Raw genomic sequence first — 17237 nt, 5'->3', positions numbered from 1 at the left:
TGTTCTTTTTCTTTTTTAATTTATAAGTAATAACATTCCCTAGTTTTGTTTTTAGTTGTTCTATTTCTGTGTTGCTCAAATCTTTAACAGGAGTGTTATTTATTTCTAATATCTGATCATTTAAAGAAACTTTTGCGGTAGTAGTTTTATTGATAAAAGTGGTGCTCACAAATGCTTTTTCACCTCTTTTTATAATTTTAAAGCCATCAGTAATTAACTCAGGCGCTACCTTAACTTTATCTCTAGATTGTTCTAGTATTAGCTTGTTCTGGTTACTGTAAATGGTAAAGTGTTTTAGCATTCCGCCTCCTATAAAACCAATAAACTTGTTGTTAGGAAAATTGTTTAGTGTTGTATTTGCAATATCTACTAGCACACCATTGTACGTTTTATTCCCAATTAGTACTTTAGTTTTATTGGTTATAAGTGTATTGTTTAAACCAGAAGTATGTGCTGTTGGCATACTTACGTCAACATAACTAAAATTGTCTCTAATACTTTTTTTCAATTCGTTTAAATTATTGTTTGGGTAGTTTAACAGCGTAACATATCTGCCATTTCCTGTATCTACCATAAAGTAGCCAGGTATAACTGTGTCACCAATTGTAACTGTACCGTAAATTTCATAAAACCCGTACAGGTATAAATTGTCTTTGTTTTTTGATAATAGGATACTATTACTTTGTTCTAAAATCTGCTCTTCATTATTGCTTAATGTTATTTGCTTTTTATGGTAATCAACTTTTACATTAAATTGTCTAAAAAAGTCTAGGTTAATGGTTGCTTTATGAAAAGCATTAAAATCGTACTCGTTAACTAATACACTTCTTATGTTATCTTCTTTTTTTAAATAGTAATTAAATGTATCTCCTAGAGAGACTAATACATCTTTTTTAATTAAATTTATGTTGTTTTTTTTAGCAAACAGATAATCAATATTAAAACCACTAGATCCGGTGTCGTACATAAAATAACAAGGGTTGTTATTTATTTTACCTTTTATAAATATTCTGTTTTTAACTAATTTAAAAGGAAGTGTATGTACTATATTTTGAGAAAATAAAGAGGTAGAAAAACTAAATAATAGTATGTAAAGGAGTTTTGTTTTCAAATATTAGTTAAAGCTAATTTTACCGATGATGATAAGGCTCGTTACGTAGAATAGTAAACCCTCTGTAAATTTGTTCAACCACAAACAAACGTACCATTTGGTGAGAGAATGTCATTTTAGAAAGACTAATTTTTCCTTTAGCAGTAGCGTAAATTGCATCACTAAAACCATAAGGACCTCCAATAACAAAAACCAATTGTTTAATTCCTGCATTCATTTTCTTTTGTAAGTAATCAGAAAAATCTACAGAAGTAAATTGTTTTCCGTTTTCATCTAAAAGTACAAGCACGTCTGTAGGACTCAACTTTTTTAAAATAAGCTCGCCTTCCTTTTCTTTTTGTTGTGCTTCAGACAGGTTTTTTACATTCTTTATATCTGGTATAATGTCTAAATTAAACTTAATATAATGCCCTAATCGCTTTTCATATTCAGCAATTAAAGCTTGTAAATTTTTATTATCGGTTTTGCCAATGGCTAGTAGCTTAATAGTCATACCACAAATATAATGTCAATTTTTAAAAATTATTAGATAACAACTGCATTATGTAGATAATCAAAAAAACAGTTAAAGTTTAATAAAACAATTTAGTAAATTAGCACAAAACAAAAACAAATTAATGATTTCAGAAGAGCAGTTTCAGAAAGAAATAGACCTAATTATTAGTAATGCAATACGTGAAGACGTTGGAGATGGCGACCATAGTTCTTTGGCTTGTATACCTGCAACAGCAACTGGTAAAGCAAAATTACTGGTTAAAGACAATGGTATTATTGCAGGTGTAGAATTTGCTAAACAAGTTTTTGCATATGTAGACAAGGGTTTACAGGTAGAAACACTTATTAATGATGGTGAAACTGTAAAACACGGAGATATTGTTTTTTATGTAACGGGCAGCTCACAAAGTATTTTAAAAGCAGAACGATTGGTGTTAAACGCTATGCAGCGTATGAGTGCTATTGCTACTAAAACAAACTTTTTTGTAAAATTATTAGAAGGTACAAATACTAAGATATTAGATACTCGTAAAACTACACCAGGTTTGCGTGCAGCAGAAAAATGGGCTGTAAAGATAGGTGGAGGAGAAAACCACAGGTTTGCTTTGTATGATATGATTATGCTAAAAGATAACCATATAGATTTTGCAGGTGGTGTAACCAAAGCCATAGAAAAAACAAAAGAATACTTAAAAGAAACAGGCAGAGACTTAAAAATTATAGTTGAAGCTAGAAATCTTGATGAAATTAAAGAAATTTTAAAGACAGATGGTGTGTACCGTATCCTTATAGATAATTTTAATTACCAGGATACAAAAACTGCTGTTGCATTAATTGGAGACAAATGTTTAACAGAATCTAGTGGTGGTATTAATGAAAATACTATTAGAGAATATGCAGAATGCGGTGTAAATTATATTTCTTCTGGCGCACTTACACACTCTGTTTATAATATGGATTTAAGCCTTAAAGCAGTTTAATGTCGGTAGAAATTGAAGAAAAACTAGCAAAAATACCAGTAATAAACTGGATAGTAGCACTATTAAAAAAAGTTACTTTGCCAGCCTTTGTAGGTTTGTCTTTGTATGATTTATTAGAGCTTTACCTTAATGGAATTTTAAAAGGAACCTTATCTACACGAGCCAGTGCCATTGCATTTAGTTTGTTTATGGCATTGTTCCCATTATTAATATTTTTGGTAACACTAATACCGTTTTTAATACCTTATGTAGATTCTGGTAACCCAGATACTAACTTAAATACAGAGTTTATTGCATACTTAGAGTATGTATTACCAAATGCTATAAACGACTATTTTTTTGATCAGATTTACGATGAAATAATGAGTCAAAAGCGTGGAGGTTTATTATCATCTACATTTGTTTTGTCTATATTTTTAATAGCAAACGGAGTTAATGCTATTTTTAGTGGTTTTGAGAATTCTTACCATATAAGTTTAAATCGTCATTTTATAAGACAATATTTGTATGCTTTAATGGTAGGTTTATTGCTGTCTATATTAATAATAGTTAGTGCTATTGTGTATATGTATTTTGAGATTTATGTGATAGAAAATATATCAGACACCACCCAGGTTTATTTTGGCACAGGATTAGAAGAGACAGATATTTGGACTACCGAGATAGCTAAAATAGTTTATTTTACATTTTTGTCTTACCTATCAATTTCAATTTTGTACTATTTTGGTACGGCAGAAGGCAAAAAAACAAAGTTTTTTTCATCAGGCTCATTAATGACAACAATTTTATTTGTGCTAACTTCTTACTTGTTTGGAGTTTACGTAGATAAATTTGCAAGGTACAATGAATTGTATGGTGCTTTAGGCGGATTATTAATTCTGATGGTTTATATTTGGTTAAATGCCAACATCCTTTTACTAGGGTTTGAGCTAAATGCAACATTAAATTCATTAAAGAAAAAAATTATACAAAATGAAGAAGAATAAAACACTATTTACCATTGCAATCTTATTTTTTATCGCTAATATAAGTGTAGCACAATCTGTTTTTGGAAAGTGGAAAACTATTGATGATAGAAACGGAAAAGAAAAAGCTATAATTGACGTTTATGAGAAAAACGGCAAAATGTATGGGAAAATAATTAAGATTGTAGATCCAAAACGTAGAGATGCCGTTTGTGAAAAATGTGAGGGCGATTTAAAAAATGCTCCAATTTTAGGCTTGCATATTATTAAAAATGCAGAAAAAACAGACAAAAACGAATACAAAGGAAAACATCTTTTTGATCCAGAACAAGCAATGACTTTTAGATGTAAAATTTGGTTAGATCCAGAAGATCCAGATAAGCTAAAAGTTCGTGGTTACTTAGCATTTATTTACAGAACTCAAACTTGGATACGTGTTAAGGAGTAACCTACTTTATGCAGCATTTTATAAATGTAATATTACCAATTCCCTTAGAAAAACTATTTACGTATAGTGTAACAAGGGCAGAAGCCAATTTTTTAAAAGTGGGTATGCGCGTTGCCGTACCCTTTGGCAAATCTAAAATACATACAGCATTAGTTGCAGAAATACACGGTACAGCACCAACTTTATATGAGGCCAAAGATATTCATCAAATACTAGATGATGAGCCCATAGTTACAGAGTTACAAATTAAACATTGGTCTTGGGTAGCTAAGTACTATATGTGTTCTATAGGTGAAGTTTTTAGGAGCGCAGTTCCGGGGGCCTTTTTATTGGAGAGTGAAACTCTAATACTAAAAAATTCTGAGACTACCGTAGATGAAAATACACTAACAGATGAAGAGTTTTTAGTGTTTGAAGCATTAGAGCGCCAGTCTATGTTAAAGGTGCAAGAAATTGCAGCTATAGTAGATAAAAAAAACGTGCTACCTATTTTAAAACGTCTGTTAGATAAAAATGTAATTTTAACTAAGGAAGAAGTTTACCAACAATACAAGCCCAAACTGGTAAGGTATGTTAAGTTGGGACCAAAGTACCAAACCGAAGAAGAATTAAGTGCTTTGTTAGACTCGCTCTCTAGAGCACCAAAACAAAGTAATGTAATTTTATCATTATTTCAATTACAAGGAACTAATCATAAAAAAATAACAGTAAAAGAGTTAGAGGAAAAAAGCAAATCTTCCGTAGCTATAATTAAGGCTTTAATAGATAAAGAAATTTTAGAAGAGTTTTTTGTACGAACAGATAGGGTTGTTTTTGATTCTACAAAAAAAACAAAACAACTAAAAGAGCTCAATCAGTACCAGGCTAATGCTTTACAGGCAATTAAATCTAGTTTTAAAGAAAATAAGGTTACCTTATTACATGGCGTTACTTCTTCGGGTAAAACAGAGGTATACGTGCAATTAATAGCAGATTACTTGGCTAAAGGGCAACAGGCATTGTATTTATTACCAGAAATAGCGTTAACAACACAATTAATTGCAAGGCTACAAAACTACTTTGGTGAATATGTTGCTGTTTTTCATTCTAAGTATACAGTAAATGAAAGGGTTGAGGTTTGGAACAATGTTTTAGCAAACAAGTCTAAGGCTCAAATTGTAATAGGAGCAAGGTCAGCGTTGTTTTTACCATTTTCTAACCTAGGGTTAATAATTGTAGATGAAGAGCATGAGGCGTCTTTTAAGCAGTATGATCCGGCACCAAGGTACCACGCCAGAGATAGCGCAATTGTTTTAGCAAATTTTAGTAATTGCAATATTCTTTTAGGTTCTGCTACGCCAAGTATAGAAACGTATTACAATGTTAAGCAGAAAAAATATGGCTATGCACAAATAACGCGTAGGTATGGTAATGTACTAATGCCAGAAGTAGAGTTGGTAGATATAAAAGAGCTAACGCGTAAAAAACGTATGAAAGGTCATTTTTCAGAACGGTTATTACGCGGTATTACAGAAGCAGTACAAGAGAAAGAACAAGTAATTTTGTTTCAAAACCGCAGAGGGTATGCACCAATAGTAGAATGTACAACTTGTGGCCACTCACCACAATGCCCAAATTGTGATGTAAGTTTAACCTATCATCAATACAAAAAACAAATGCGTTGTCATTACTGTAGTTATCACATGGCTTTACAAAAAAGTTGTTTGGCTTGTGGTATGTCTACCTTAAATACCAAGGGTTTTGGTACAGAGCAGGTAGAGCAAGAACTGCAAGAGCTAATGCCAAACCTGCGAATTGGCCGTATGGATTTAGATACAACTAGGGGTAAACATGCGTACGAGAAAATAATTACTTCTTTTGAAAAACACGAGTTAGATGTTTTAGTGGGTACTCAAATGCTAACTAAAGGATTAGATTTTGGTAATGTAAGTTTGGTAGGTATTATGAATGCAGATAACCTATTAAATTTTCCAGATTTTAGAGCACATGAACGTAGTTATCAACTATTAGCGCAAGTTTCTGGTAGGGCAGGTAGGGCTCAAAAAAGAGGTAAGGTATTAATACAAACGTACAACCCTTATCATCAAATATTGCAACAAGTATCTACTAATGATTATGAGGCAATGTACACAGACCAAATTAATGAGCGTAGGTTGTTTAAGTATCCGCCTTTGCATAGGATATTAAAAATAACATTTAAACACAGAGATTATGGTAAGGTGGAAGATGCTTCTGCCTGGTTTGCAAAATCCTTGCGCGTAGCTTTTAAGGATGATGTCTTGGGACCAGAATTCCCTGCTGTGGCCAGAATAAGAAACTTGTATTTAAAAAATGTTGTTTTAAAAATAAAAAAAGAGCAGCCTTTAGGTAAAACAAAAGATTACATAAAAAAAATTGAAAAATCTTTTAATGCAATTGGTCAATTTAAAGGTGTAAGGGTAATTTATAATGTAGATTATATTTAAAAAAATAGCAAAAAAAAGCCGACTATTAAGTCGGCTTTTTTATAATGTATAATTTTTAAACGTTGCTTAGCGCTTCAGCAAGCTCCGTTTTTTTATTTCTACTTAAAGGTATTTGTCTTCCATCAACTTCTACGTTTTTGCTATTAAATTTTTCAACCTTTTCTAAGTTAACTATGTAAGATTTATGTATTCTTAAAAACTTATCTTCAGGCAACTGCTTTTCAAAGGATTTCATTGTAGATAAAATTACAATATTGGCCTCGTCTGTAACAAGTTTAATATAATCACCTAAGGCTTCTATCCATTTAATATCATTTAAAATAACCTTACGTTTTTTAAGATTACTTTTTACAAAAATATGTTCTTCATCTTCTTGTACTCTGTGCATTTGCTCATACTTAGCAACAGCTCTTTTAACAGAGGCGTCAAACCTACTCATTGTAATTGGTTTGTGTAAATAATCTGTTACGTCATAATCAAAAGCTTTTAATGCGTAATCAGGTTTTCCAGTTATAAGTATAACTTGTGGCGGATTTTCTAGAGACTCTAATAAGTCAAATCCGTTAATGATTGGCATTTCTACGTCTAGGAAAATAAGATCAACTTCGTTGTTCTTAAGTCCGTTCTTGGCTTCAATAGCATTGCTGTACTCAGCCACCATTGCTAGGTTTGGATGATTGTTAACCAACTTTGCCACGGCCATACGTTGCATAGAAGAATCATCTACAATTATACATCTTAGTTTCATAAATAAGTTGATTTGTGGGGTTAAATCTCGGCTAAAGTACTAAAATTGTCAGATGAATTGCAAGAAAAGATGTGAACATGCATTAATCTGTTGTGTAATTAGCATTTAACGAGTTATGGATTTCATTTGGGTTTGGTTAGAAAATTGGGGTTTGTTAATAACTATTTTTATATAGAACGAAGATTTCTAGCTTTTCTTGTGAGAATAGAAAAAAATAATTACTTTTGCGGACTGAAAAAAATATATATAATATGAATCATTACGAAACTGTTTTCATTCTGAATCCCGTTCTATCTGATGTACAGATAGAGGAAACAGTTAAGAAATTTGAAGATTTCTTAATTAAAAAAGGTTCCAAAATGGTTGCCAAAGAAAATTGGGGACTTAAAAAATTGGCCTATCCTATTCAACACAAAAAAAGTGGTTTTTACCATTTGTTTGAATTTACTGCACCTGGTGATGTAATCAATGGTTACGAGCTAGAATTTAGAAGAGATGAACGTGTTATGCGTTTCTTAACTGTAAAGCTAGACAAGCACGCTATTTCTTGGGCAGAGAGAAGAAGAACAAAATTAAAAACTAAAGCTTAAGGATTATGTCAGCTATTGAACAACAAGCAAAAGGAAAAAAAGACGGAGAAATTAGATATTTAACTCCGTTAAACATTGAGACTAACAAACAGAAAAAATACTGTAGATTTAAAAAATCTGGTATTAAGTATGTAGATTATAAAGATCCAGATTTCTTAATTAAGTTAGTTAATGAGCAAGGTAAATTACTTCCAAGAAGACTTACTGGAACTTCATTAAAATATCAAAGAAAAGTGGCTGTTGCTGTTAAAAGAGCGCGTCATTTAGCATTAATGCCATATGTTGGCGATTTATTAAAATAAAAAAAGCTAAACAATGGAACTTATATTAAAACAAGACGTACAGAATTTAGGTTTTAAGGATGACGTAGTAGAAGTTAAAAACGGCTACGGAAGAAACTTTCTTATTCCTCAAGGATTAGCTGCTCTTGCTACACCATCTGCAAAGAAGGTTTTAGCAGAAAACTTAAAGCAAAGAGCTCATAAAGAAAAGAAAATTGTTGATGAAGCTAATAAAACTGCTGAAGCATTAAAGCAATTAGAAATTAAAATACCTGCTAAAGTTGGTGTTGGAACTAAATTATTTGGTTCTATTTCTAATATAGATTTAGCTGCAGCTATAGAAAAAGCTGGTCAATCAATAGACAAAAAATATATTTCTATTAAAGGTGGTTCTGTTAAAAGAACTGGGCCTTACAATGCTCAGATTAGACTACACAGAGAGGTAATTGTAGAATTTCCTTTTGAAGTTGTAGCTGAAGCTAAATAAATAGTTAATATAATGTTAATAGAAAAAAGAGTTATGCACGCATAACTCTTTTTTTTTGTTCTAAATTTAGCATATCTAAAAATAACTAACTTAGAACAATATGAAAAACTATTTATTTTTTTGCTTATCGTTTTTGTTTGTTTCCCTGTCGGTTAGCGCTCAGGTAACAACCTCAAACATTAAAGGTTTGGTTGTAGACGATCAGGCAATGCCGCTTATGGGGGCAAATGTTATTGCTGTGCATACACCAACAGGTACTAAATACGGCGGTATTACTAATGATGAAGGTAGGTATAACCTTTTAAATATGAGGGTTGGTGGTCCTTATGTAATTACAGTTTCTTATGTAGGTTTTGAAAACCAAGTTAAGAACGATGTTTACCTTACTTTAGGTAAAACTTTTAATTTTAATGTAACTCTAACAGAATCTAGTCAAATGTTAGATGAAATTATTTTGGTTCAAGACCAAAGTGGTACATTTGGTAGTGGGCGTACAGGGGCAGAAACAAGTGTGGGTAGTAGAGAACTAACTAAATTGCCTACAATTTCTAGATCTGCACAAGACTTTACAAGGCTAGAGCCTACGGCAAGTGGTGATTCTTTTGGAGGTCGTAATGATCAGTTTAATAATTTTTCTTTAGATGGTGCAATTTTTAATAATCCTTTTGGGTTAGATTCTCCAACACCAGGCGGGCAAACAGGTTCGCAACCTATTTCTTTAGATGCTATAGAGCAAATACAAGTAAGTACAGCTCCTTATGATGTTACATTGTCTGGTTTTACTGGAGCATCTGTAAATGCGGTTACAAAAAGTGGTACTAATGAATTTCATGGTACTGTTTATGGTTTTTTTAGAAATGAAGACTTAACAGGCGGTAAGGTTAAAGGAGAAGATGTAATTAAGCCTAAATTAACTCAAAATCAATATGGTGTAAGTATTGGTGGGCCAATTGTTAAAAATAAATTATTTTTCTTTGCTAATTTTGAAAAAGAGGAAAGAGATGATTTAGGGACAAATGGATGGGTGCCTAATACGGGCTCTGGTAGTATAGGTGAGTCTAGAGTTTTAGAAAGCGATTTAATGGCTGTACAGTCTGCCTTAGCAGGTATTGGTTATGATACTGGTCGTTATGAAGGTTTTACTTACGGCGGAGAGTCTACTAAAGGTATCTTTAAGTTAGATTGGAATATTAATGATAATAACAGATTGGCTGTTATTTATAACTTTTTAAATTCTTCTAAAGAAAAACCAGCTCACCCTACGGCTATTAGACAAAGAGGACCAAATTTTACAACTTTACAATTTGAGAACTCTGGATATGAAATTAATAACAATTTAAAATCTTTTCAGATAGAATTAAATTCTACATTGTCTGAAACTATGACAAATAAATTGCAAGTTGGTTATTCTCATTTTGATGATTTTAGAGATGCTTTATCTTCTCCAATTCCTGCAATGACTATACAGGATGGTAATGGGTCTAATTATATTGTTGTAGGTCATGAGCCTTTTTCAATTAATAACACATTAGATCAAAAGGTTTTTCAGTTTTCTAACAATACCAATATTTTTAAAGGAGATCATACATATACAATTGGTTTCTCTTTTGAAAAATTTGATTTTAAAAACTCATTTAACCTGGGTTCATATGGTTATGCAGATGCAAGAGGTTACGTAGGAGCTTTTGGTGCATTTGGTAGTTTAGCAGATTTTCAAACAGCAGTAGATAATGGGTTAATTTCTGATGCTATTACAAATGCTGAAGGTATTAATGCAGCAAATAATACTAATGATACTTGGAGTTTGGCAGAAACTAGTGTTGGGCAAATGGCATTTTATGTGCAAGATGAGTGGAATGCTACAGAAGATTTTAAATTAACTTATGGAGTTCGTTTTGATAAGCCTTTGTTTTTTGATACGGCAGATAAAATTCGTGAGAATATAGCAAGGAAAGGTACATATGTGCCAAGTATACCTTATTATAATCCAGAAACGGGAGAAGAGGTATTTATAGATTCTGAAAAATTACCAAGTAACCAATGGTTAATTTCTCCAAGAGTAGGTTTTAATTGGGATGCAAAAGGAGATAATTCTTTACAAGTACGTGGTGGTACTGGTTTGTTTACTGGTAGATTGCCATTTGTATGGTTGGGTAACCAAGTGCAAGGTGTAGATGTGTTTTATTACCAAACTGTAGATCCAGATTTTAAATTTCCACAAGTATGGAGAACTAATTTAGGCTTAGATAAAAAGTTTGAAAATGGTATTATTGGTACGTTAGATGTTTCTTATACTAAGGATTTAAACGCTGCTCACGTACAAAACTGGGGATTAAGAGAGCCTACAGGTACATTGGTTGGTCCTGGAGGAGATAGACCAGTTTACTTATCTGGTGATACGGGTAACAATGCTTATGTATTTACTAATTCTGACAAAGGAAGAGTATTTAATGTTTCAGCCAAAGGACAAAAGACTTTTGATAATGGCTTGTACGTAATGGCTGCTTATAGCTATTTAAATGCTAAAGATGTAAACTCTATTGAAGCGGAAATTACTGGTGATGCTTTTGAGTTTAATCCAAATGCAGGTAATGCAAATGCAGACGTTTTAAGTTATTCTAAATACGGAGATACACACCGTTTTATTGGTGTTCTATCCAAAAACTTTGAGTACGGACAAGGAAAATGGAATACAACAATTTCTACTTTCTTTGAGTATGCTAAAGGTGCAAGGTATAATTATACATATGCTGGTGATATTAATGGTGATGGATCTGGTCAAAATAACGATTTATTATACATTCCTACTGAGGTAGAAATTTCTCAAATGCAATTTTCAGGGGCAGGCCAAGCAGAAGCTTTTGAAGCATATATTCAGCAAGATGATTATTTAAAAGATAACCGAGGAGAGTTTATGGAGCGCTACGGTGCTTTAGCTCCTTGGAGAGGTCGTTGGGATCTTAAATTTTTACAAGATTATAAGTTTGCTAACAATAACAAAATACAATTTAGTATTGATGTCCTAAATGTTGGAAACTTAATTAGTTCTGATTGGGGTATTGTACGCCAGCCAAATAATATTAGTCCGGTGGGAGTTAGCTTCCCAGATGCTAATCCAGCCCCAGATGTTTATGAGGCAGACCGTACACAGGCACCTACCTACACTTTTGATCCTAGTTTAACTAGAACAAATGGGTATGATGCAAGTTTGTTATCTAGATGGCAAGCACAATTTGGTTTGCGCTTTATTTTCTAGTAAAAAATAAATAATTTTAATTATTAAAAGGTTATGCTTATGCATAGCCTTTTTTTATTTTTGCAAAATGAAATATGCAAGACTAACAAAACAACAACTAGAAGAATTGCAACCAGAGTTTGTAAATTTTTTAGCATCGCAAACAATTACTGCAGAAGAATGGGAAACTATTAAAAAAGATAAACCAGAAGTTGCAGAAGAGGAGTTAGATGTTTTTAGTGATTTAATTTGGGAAGGTGTATTAACTAAAGTAGAGTATTTAGAAAATGTATCTGCACAACAAATGCATTTGTTTCATTTAGAAGAAAAAGAAATGAAACTGCTTTCTGTTAAAGTAATGAATCCTGATGTAGATTTAACAACAAGTGTTGGGTTTGCTTGGTTTAAGAAAAACTGGCAGTCAGACTTTGTAGAGTATTTAACGGCTTCTAAAATTTATACTGATGATAAAAATTTAGATAAGTTTAATTTAATTAAGCAAGGAGCGGTAATTACTAAAGGAGATTTGTACAAGTGGTTTGATAATATTATTAGTTAAACTGCTAATAAGTAAGTTACATATAAAACAATATTAATAGCCTTTATAAAGGCATAAAGAATGATTTATCATTCTATACATTTTTAACAGTTATGGCACAAAAACCATCAATACCAAAGGGGACAAGAGATTTTTCACCGTCTGAAATAGCAAAAAGAAATTACATTTTTGATATTGTAAAGAAACATTTTCAGACATTTGGTTTTCAGCCTATAGAAACACCTTCTTTTGAAAATTCACAAACCTTAATGGGTAAATATGGTGATGAAGGTGATCGCTTAATATTTAAAATATTAAACTCAGGAGATTATTTAAATAAAGTTAATGATGAACTATACCAAAAGAAGGACTCGGGATCATTAACTACAAAAATTTCAGAAAAAGCATTGCGTTATGACCTTACCGTACCTTTTGCACGTTACGTGGTAATGCACCAAAACGAAATTGATTTTCCTTTTAAAAGATATCAAATACAGCCTGTTTGGAGAGCAGATAGGCCGCAAAAGGGCAGGTTTAGAGAATTTTATCAGTGTGATGCAGATGTTGTTGGGTCGGACTCCCTGTTACAGGAAATAGAATTGGTGCAATTGTATGATGCTGTTTTTACAGAGTTAGAACTTGTAGGAACAACAATTAAATTAAACAATCGTAAAATTCTTGCAGGTATAGCAGAGGTTATAGGTGCAAAAGAGCGCTTAATAGATTTTACTGTCGCCTTAGATAAGTTAGATAAAATAGGAGTAGAGGGAGTAACTAAAGAAATGCTAGAAAAGGGTATTTCTGAAGATGCAATTAAAAAAGCAACACCTTTATTTTCATTATCTGGTTCTAATACAGAGCAATTGCAAGTTTTGGCAGAATTGCTTAAGGACTCAGAAGAAGGTAAAAAAGGAGTAGAAGAGCTTACTTTTATTATTAATGCGGTAGAAAAATTAGGTTTACAATCTGCTAATCTTACTATAGATGTTACTTTGGCTCGCGGACTTAACTATTATACAGGCGCTATTTTTGAGGTTGCTGCACCAAGCGGAGTAAAAATGGGCTCTATCGGTGGTGGTGGACGTTATGATGATTTAACAGGGATTTTTGGATTAAAAGATGTTAGTGGTGTAGGTATCTCTTTTGGGTTAGATAGAATTTATTTGGTTTTAGAAGAGCTAAATCTTTTTCCTGAAGAAATAAACAAGTCTTTAGAAGTTCTTTGTGTTAATTTTGGAGATAAAGAAGCTTTTGCGGCTTTAGAATTGGTTACAGAGTTACGTAAAAACGGAGTAAAAGCAGATGTGTATCCTTCAGCTGTAAAAATGCAAAAACAAATGAAATATGCTAATAAGCGTAATGTTCCTTATGTTGTTTTAATAGGGGAACAAGAGTTACTTAATGGCGATTTTGTTGTGAAAAATATGGAAAAAGGAGATCAGCAAACTTATAAGTTGTCAAATGTATCAGAGTTTTTAGTCTCGTTATAAGTTATACATTAAATTTTTAGTAAAAAACTGCTGTGCAATAATATTGTGTAGCGGTTTTTTTTAATTCATTTCTTTTTATCAGAAAAAAATAATATCATCTTTGAACCGCAAGAAAATACAGCTGTTTTAAAATTATATAACCTTTTCTATTGCTTCTATAATTGTATTGTAATACTTTTTACTGTGTGGAACATAAAGTTTCTTCGTTTCACTATTGTTTAATTCTATTTTAAAATCAGAAATAAGTTTAAGTTGTAAGTCTTCAACCTCAATATCTTGTTTTTTAAGGAGATTAAACTCTGTATTTAATTCACAGATAAAGGTGTGGTGAAATTCACAGTCAATTAAGTAATTGGTATGTTTTTGGATAGATTTAAAGCAACCAATTTTTTGTAAATCTGCTTGTTGAATGGTAATTCCAATTTCTTCTTCAATTTCTCTTAAAGCAGAATTAATAATGTCTTCTCCAGCTCCAATATGTCCGGCAACAGAAACATCCCATAATAGAGGGAATGTGTCTTTACTTTTTGCACGCTGTTGTAGTAAAATTTGCTTTTTATCAGTATAAAACCAAATATGTACTGTTTGGTGAAACCAACCATTTTTATGAGCATCAGATTTTAAAGCTGTTTTACCGGTAAAATTACCGTTGCTATCTAAAAGATCTATAAGCTCATCCATATTATAAAAGTAAAAAAAAAGCCTCTTCTAAAATAAAAGAGGCCAAGTATAGTTAATCAAAGTAACTAAAAGTTTCTCCGTTTTTAATATTTAATAGTGTTTCGTAAATCAAGCGTATCACATTTACAACATCGTCTCTATGTACAGTTTCTACCGTAGTGTGCATATAACGTAATGGTAAAGATATAAGTGCAGAGGCAACACCGCCATTGCTATATGCAAAAGCGTCTGTATCTGTACCAGTAGATCTAGATGCTGCCATACGCTGAAAAGGTATTTCATTAGCTTCCGCAGTTTCAATTATACGTTCCCTAAGTTTGTTTTGTACTGCTGGTGCATAAGAAATTACAGGTCCAGAGCCAATTTCTGTAAAGCCTTGTACCTTTTGCTCAATCATTGGGGTGGTAGTGTCGTGGCAAACATCGGTAACAATAGCAACGTTAGGTTTAATTCTTTGTGTAATCATTTCCGCCCCTCTAAGGCCAATTTCCTCTTGTACAGAGTTGGTAATGTATAAGCCAAAAGGTAATTCTACTTTGTTTTCGTGCAATAAACGCGCAACTTCAGCTATCATAAATCCACCAGCTCTGTTGTCTATAGCTCTACAAACAAACTTGTTTCCGTTTAAAACCTTAAAAGTATCTGGGTATGTAATAACGCAACCAACGTGTACGCCCATTTTTTCAACTTCGGCCTTGTCTTTAGCTCCAATATCAATACAAATATTGTCTAATTTAGGAGCTTCTTCTTTTCCTTTATTTCTTGTATGTATTGCGGGCCATCCAAAAACACCTTCAACAATACCGTTTTTTGTATGTATGTTAACCCATTTAGATGGTGCTATTTGGTGGTCACTTCCTCCATTTCTAATTACATATAGTAATCCGTTGTCTGAAATGTAATTTACATACCAAGAAATTTCATCAGAGTGTCCTTCTATAACTACCTTATATTTTGCATCCGGATTAATAACACCCACAGCAGTGCCGTAAGTATCCGTAATAAATGTGTCTACATATGGTTTTAAGTACTCCATCCATATTTTCTGCCCTTCCCACTCATAACCTGTAGGTGATGCATTATTTAAGTATCTTTCAAAAAAATCAAGAGATTTTTCAGTAATAATTTTCTTTGCGCTCATAAACGTATATATTTAAATACAAATTTAATAATATTCATTATTTAATTAATAATATCGTTACGTGTTTATCGTTAATTATATGAACACTAAGTATTGTATGAAACTAATAAAAAGTACATCATTAATAATAGCGTTGTTGTTTACACTTACAAGTACGGCGCAAATAGAGGTTAAAAAAGACTCTGTAGATTTGGAGTTGTATAAGATAGAAGGTGATTCTGTTTATGATACATCTATATCTTTAAATGAGGTTTATGTATTTGGACCATTAAAATTTGCTTCCAAAGAAGAAAAATTACGCTACTATATATTAAGGAGAAAAACATTAAAGGTGTATCCCTACGCAAAAATGGCTGCAGAAAAATTGGTTGTACTTAATGATAGTTTAAAAAAAATTAAGAAGAAGTCAAAAAAACGTAAATACACCAGGCAAGTTCATAAAGAAATAGAAGATCAATTTTCTGAAAGATTAAAAAAGTTAACACGTACAGAGGGGCAAATACTCATTAAGCTAATAAATAGGCAAACAGGAGATACTGCTTTTGGACTTGTTAAAGAATTAAGAAATGGTTGGCGAGCCTTTTGGTATAATACTTCTGCTAAGTTTTTTAAAATTAGTATTAAGGCAGAGTATCATCCAGAAAGCGTGCATGAAGACTATTTAATTGAGGATATTCTGCAGCGAGCTTTTGCAAAAGGTAGGTTAAAGGAGCAACCTACGGTTTTAAATTATGATTATACTACGCTGACTAACAAATGGATAACTAATAAAAAGGAGTAGTAAACTCTTGTTTAGTTCAAAAATTCAAATTATATTTATTGTCCTTTTTATATATAATGTAGTTTTTCAGATCGATAACCCAAACTTTCAACACAAACTACCATATATTAAGGTGTGGTTTTAGGAGTTTGTTGTGGGTTAATAAAAAATCTAAAAAAAACTTAAGCTTTAAAGAATTGAATTGCAGTAAGTTATTTGTATTTTTAAAAATACTTTTAAAAAAGATGTAAAAAAGGCTTGTGGTGTTCAAAAATGGGAGTATATTTGCAGCCGCTAACGGACAAACGAGCAGTTATAAAGTTAGCAAAGTTCATTGATTAGGTTGTAAAATTAGTATTGTGAAAAGGTTAAAAAATAAGTTTACAAAAGCTTGTTTTGTAGCAATTAAAAATACTATTTTTGCATTCCCAATTTGCTAGGGTTGTAAAAGCAGAAATAAGCACTAAAATAATTTAATTTTTTATTTTGTCAGTTTAAAAAAACGTTTTACATTTGCAACCGCTTTCAGAGGGGGTAAGAGTTAAGAAATTTTGGAATGATTATATTGTTAATCAGCTAGTTCGAGTCTAGTATTTCTACAAGAATTAAAAGTTCATTTGACATATTGAAGAGACAGCAAAATAATGCTACTTAGTAGTATTATTGAATTAAAAAAGAGAATGAGTTTGGTTTTAGACGATTTTAGGTTGTTAAGAATATTTACAAAACAACGATGTAGAGTTCGATCCTGGCTCTGGATGAACTCAAGCGGCAGCCCTCACACAGGAAATGATAGTGTCCTTATTTTTTAATTTCCTTATC

Annotated in this window: 16 protein-coding genes; 11 read left to right on the top strand and 5 right to left on the bottom strand. The window is 32.0% G+C overall.

The features are described 5' to 3' along the window. Both BFJ87_RS10790 and rlmH read right to left on the bottom strand, forming a co-directional pair. Positions 1-967, bottom strand: a 967-nt coding sequence (locus tag BFJ87_RS10790; RefSeq protein WP_139344235.1) for a PDZ domain-containing protein, incomplete at its 3' end; no start/stop codon positions are given. 163 nt (positions 968-1130) lie between these two features. Next, positions 1131-1604, bottom strand: a complete 474-nt coding sequence (rlmH, locus tag BFJ87_RS10785; RefSeq protein ID WP_077404101.1) for a 23S rRNA (pseudouridine(1915)-N(3))-methyltransferase RlmH — start codon at positions 1602-1604, stop codon at positions 1131-1133. A gap of 124 nt (positions 1605-1728) precedes the next feature. Here rlmH and nadC point away from each other — a divergent pair, with 124 nt between their 5' ends. Genes nadC through priA form a run of 4 tightly spaced genes read left to right on the top strand, consistent with a single transcriptional unit; the run spans position 1729 to position 6464 of the window. Further along, the gene (nadC, locus tag BFJ87_RS10780; protein ID WP_077404098.1) at positions 1729-2586 is read left to right on the top strand and encodes a carboxylating nicotinate-nucleotide diphosphorylase; all 858 of its coding nucleotides are present in this window, start codon (positions 1729-1731) and stop codon (positions 2584-2586) included. Continuing rightward, complete coding sequence (locus BFJ87_RS10775; RefSeq protein ID WP_077404095.1) at positions 2586-3572, top strand: YihY/virulence factor BrkB family protein; 987 nt, start codon at positions 2586-2588, stop codon at positions 3570-3572. The genes nadC and BFJ87_RS10775 overlap by 1 nt, the downstream gene beginning before the upstream one ends. Further along, on the top strand, positions 3559-3999 hold the full coding sequence (locus tag BFJ87_RS10770; RefSeq protein ID WP_077404092.1) for a DUF2147 domain-containing protein: 441 nt from the start codon (positions 3559-3561) through the stop codon (positions 3997-3999). The genes BFJ87_RS10775 and BFJ87_RS10770 overlap by 14 nt, the downstream gene beginning before the upstream one ends. Before the next feature lie 8 nt (positions 4000-4007). After that, positions 4008-6464 carry a replication restart helicase PriA gene (gene priA / locus BFJ87_RS10765; RefSeq protein ID WP_077404089.1) on the top strand — a complete coding sequence of 819 codons (2457 nt, stop codon included), beginning with the start codon at positions 4008-4010 and terminating at the stop codon, positions 6462-6464. A 55-nt stretch (positions 6465-6519) separates the two neighbouring features. On the opposite strand, the gene BFJ87_RS10760 is transcribed toward priA, so the two are convergent. Continuing rightward, positions 6520-7212 (bottom strand): LytR/AlgR family response regulator transcription factor, encoded by a 693-nt coding sequence (locus tag BFJ87_RS10760; RefSeq protein ID WP_077404087.1) that lies wholly within the window; start codon positions 7210-7212, stop codon positions 6520-6522. A 251-nt stretch (positions 7213-7463) separates the two neighbouring features. Between BFJ87_RS10760 and rpsF the strand changes: the two genes are divergently transcribed. From rpsF to hisS, 6 genes are all read left to right on the top strand, one after another. Continuing rightward, positions 7464-7802 carry a 30S ribosomal protein S6 gene (rpsF, locus tag BFJ87_RS10755; RefSeq protein ID WP_013619894.1) on the top strand — a complete coding sequence of 113 codons (339 nt, stop codon included), beginning with the start codon at positions 7464-7466 and terminating at the stop codon, positions 7800-7802. 2 nt (positions 7803-7804) lie between these two features. After that, positions 7805-8104, top strand: coding sequence for a 30S ribosomal protein S18 (gene rpsR, locus BFJ87_RS10750; RefSeq protein ID WP_170854752.1), 300 nt, complete (start codon positions 7805-7807; stop codon positions 8102-8104). A 13-nt stretch (positions 8105-8117) separates the two neighbouring features. Next, positions 8118-8570: a 50S ribosomal protein L9 gene (gene rplI, locus BFJ87_RS10745; protein ID WP_077404084.1), complete on the top strand. Its 453-nt coding sequence runs from the start codon at positions 8118-8120 to the stop codon at positions 8568-8570. Positions 8571-8670: 100 nt separating this feature from the next. Further along, positions 8671-11826 (top strand): TonB-dependent receptor, encoded by a 3156-nt coding sequence (locus tag BFJ87_RS10740; protein WP_077404081.1) that lies wholly within the window; start codon positions 8671-8673, stop codon positions 11824-11826. 67 nt (positions 11827-11893) lie between these two features. After that, positions 11894-12364 carry a DUF6495 family protein gene (locus BFJ87_RS10735; protein WP_077404078.1) on the top strand — a complete coding sequence of 157 codons (471 nt, stop codon included), beginning with the start codon at positions 11894-11896 and terminating at the stop codon, positions 12362-12364. Positions 12365-12456: 92 nt separating this feature from the next. Next, positions 12457-13833, top strand: coding sequence for a histidine--tRNA ligase (hisS, locus tag BFJ87_RS10730; RefSeq protein WP_077404075.1), 1377 nt, complete (start codon positions 12457-12459; stop codon positions 13831-13833). Positions 13834-13965: 132 nt separating this feature from the next. Here hisS and BFJ87_RS10725 read toward each other — a convergent pair whose 3' ends face one another. Together BFJ87_RS10725 and BFJ87_RS10720 are read right to left on the bottom strand one after the other, a co-directional pair. After that, entirely contained in the window at positions 13966-14514 is a 549-nt protein-coding gene (locus tag BFJ87_RS10725) for an NUDIX hydrolase (RefSeq protein ID WP_077404072.1), read from the bottom strand. 52 nt (positions 14515-14566) lie between these two features. Next, positions 14567-15655 (bottom strand): M42 family metallopeptidase, encoded by a 1089-nt coding sequence (locus tag BFJ87_RS10720; protein ID WP_077404069.1) that lies wholly within the window; start codon positions 15653-15655, stop codon positions 14567-14569. Positions 15656-15752: 97 nt separating this feature from the next. Between BFJ87_RS10720 and BFJ87_RS10715 the strand changes: the two genes are divergently transcribed. Then, positions 15753-16436 (top strand): DUF4294 domain-containing protein, encoded by a 684-nt coding sequence (locus tag BFJ87_RS10715; RefSeq protein WP_077404066.1) that lies wholly within the window; start codon positions 15753-15755, stop codon positions 16434-16436. Positions 16437-17237: the final 801 nt, after the last annotated feature.

Source organism: Cellulophaga omnivescoria, from assembly GCF_001999725.1.
In the GTDB taxonomy this organism is placed as follows: Bacteria; Bacteroidota; Bacteroidia; order Flavobacteriales; family Flavobacteriaceae; genus Cellulophaga; species Cellulophaga omnivescoria.
Note: the sequence above shows the minus strand (reverse complement) of the source record. Positions and strands in the feature narration are given on the sequence as shown.

Bases quoted from the DNA above. Each gene is read 5' to 3' on its own strand.
- rlmH (WP_077404101.1), bottom strand. From the start codon at position 1,604: ATGACTATTAAGCTACTAGCCATTGGCAAAACCGATAATAAAAATTTA.
- nadC (WP_077404098.1), top strand. From the start codon at position 1,729: ATGATTTCAGAAGAGCAGTTTCAGAAAGAAATAGACCTAATTATTAGT.
- BFJ87_RS10775 (WP_077404095.1), top strand. From the start codon at position 2,586: ATGTCGGTAGAAATTGAAGAAAAACTAGCAAAAATACCAGTAATAAAC.
- BFJ87_RS10770 (WP_077404092.1), top strand. From the start codon at position 3,559: ATGAAGAAGAATAAAACACTATTTACCATTGCAATCTTATTTTTTATC.
- priA (WP_077404089.1), top strand. From the start codon at position 4,008: ATGCAGCATTTTATAAATGTAATATTACCAATTCCCTTAGAAAAACTA.
- BFJ87_RS10760 (WP_077404087.1), bottom strand. From the start codon at position 7,212: ATGAAACTAAGATGTATAATTGTAGATGATTCTTCTATGCAACGTATG.
- rpsF (WP_013619894.1), top strand. From the start codon at position 7,464: ATGAATCATTACGAAACTGTTTTCATTCTGAATCCCGTTCTATCTGAT.
- rplI (WP_077404084.1), top strand. From the start codon at position 8,118: ATGGAACTTATATTAAAACAAGACGTACAGAATTTAGGTTTTAAGGAT.
- BFJ87_RS10740 (WP_077404081.1), top strand. From the start codon at position 8,671: ATGAAAAACTATTTATTTTTTTGCTTATCGTTTTTGTTTGTTTCCCTG.
- BFJ87_RS10735 (WP_077404078.1), top strand. From the start codon at position 11,894: ATGAAATATGCAAGACTAACAAAACAACAACTAGAAGAATTGCAACCA.
- hisS (WP_077404075.1), top strand. From the start codon at position 12,457: ATGGCACAAAAACCATCAATACCAAAGGGGACAAGAGATTTTTCACCG.
- BFJ87_RS10725 (WP_077404072.1), bottom strand. From the start codon at position 14,514: ATGGATGAGCTTATAGATCTTTTAGATAGCAACGGTAATTTTACCGGT.
- BFJ87_RS10720 (WP_077404069.1), bottom strand. From the start codon at position 15,655: ATGAGCGCAAAGAAAATTATTACTGAAAAATCTCTTGATTTTTTTGAA.
- BFJ87_RS10715 (WP_077404066.1), top strand. From the start codon at position 15,753: ATGAAACTAATAAAAAGTACATCATTAATAATAGCGTTGTTGTTTACA.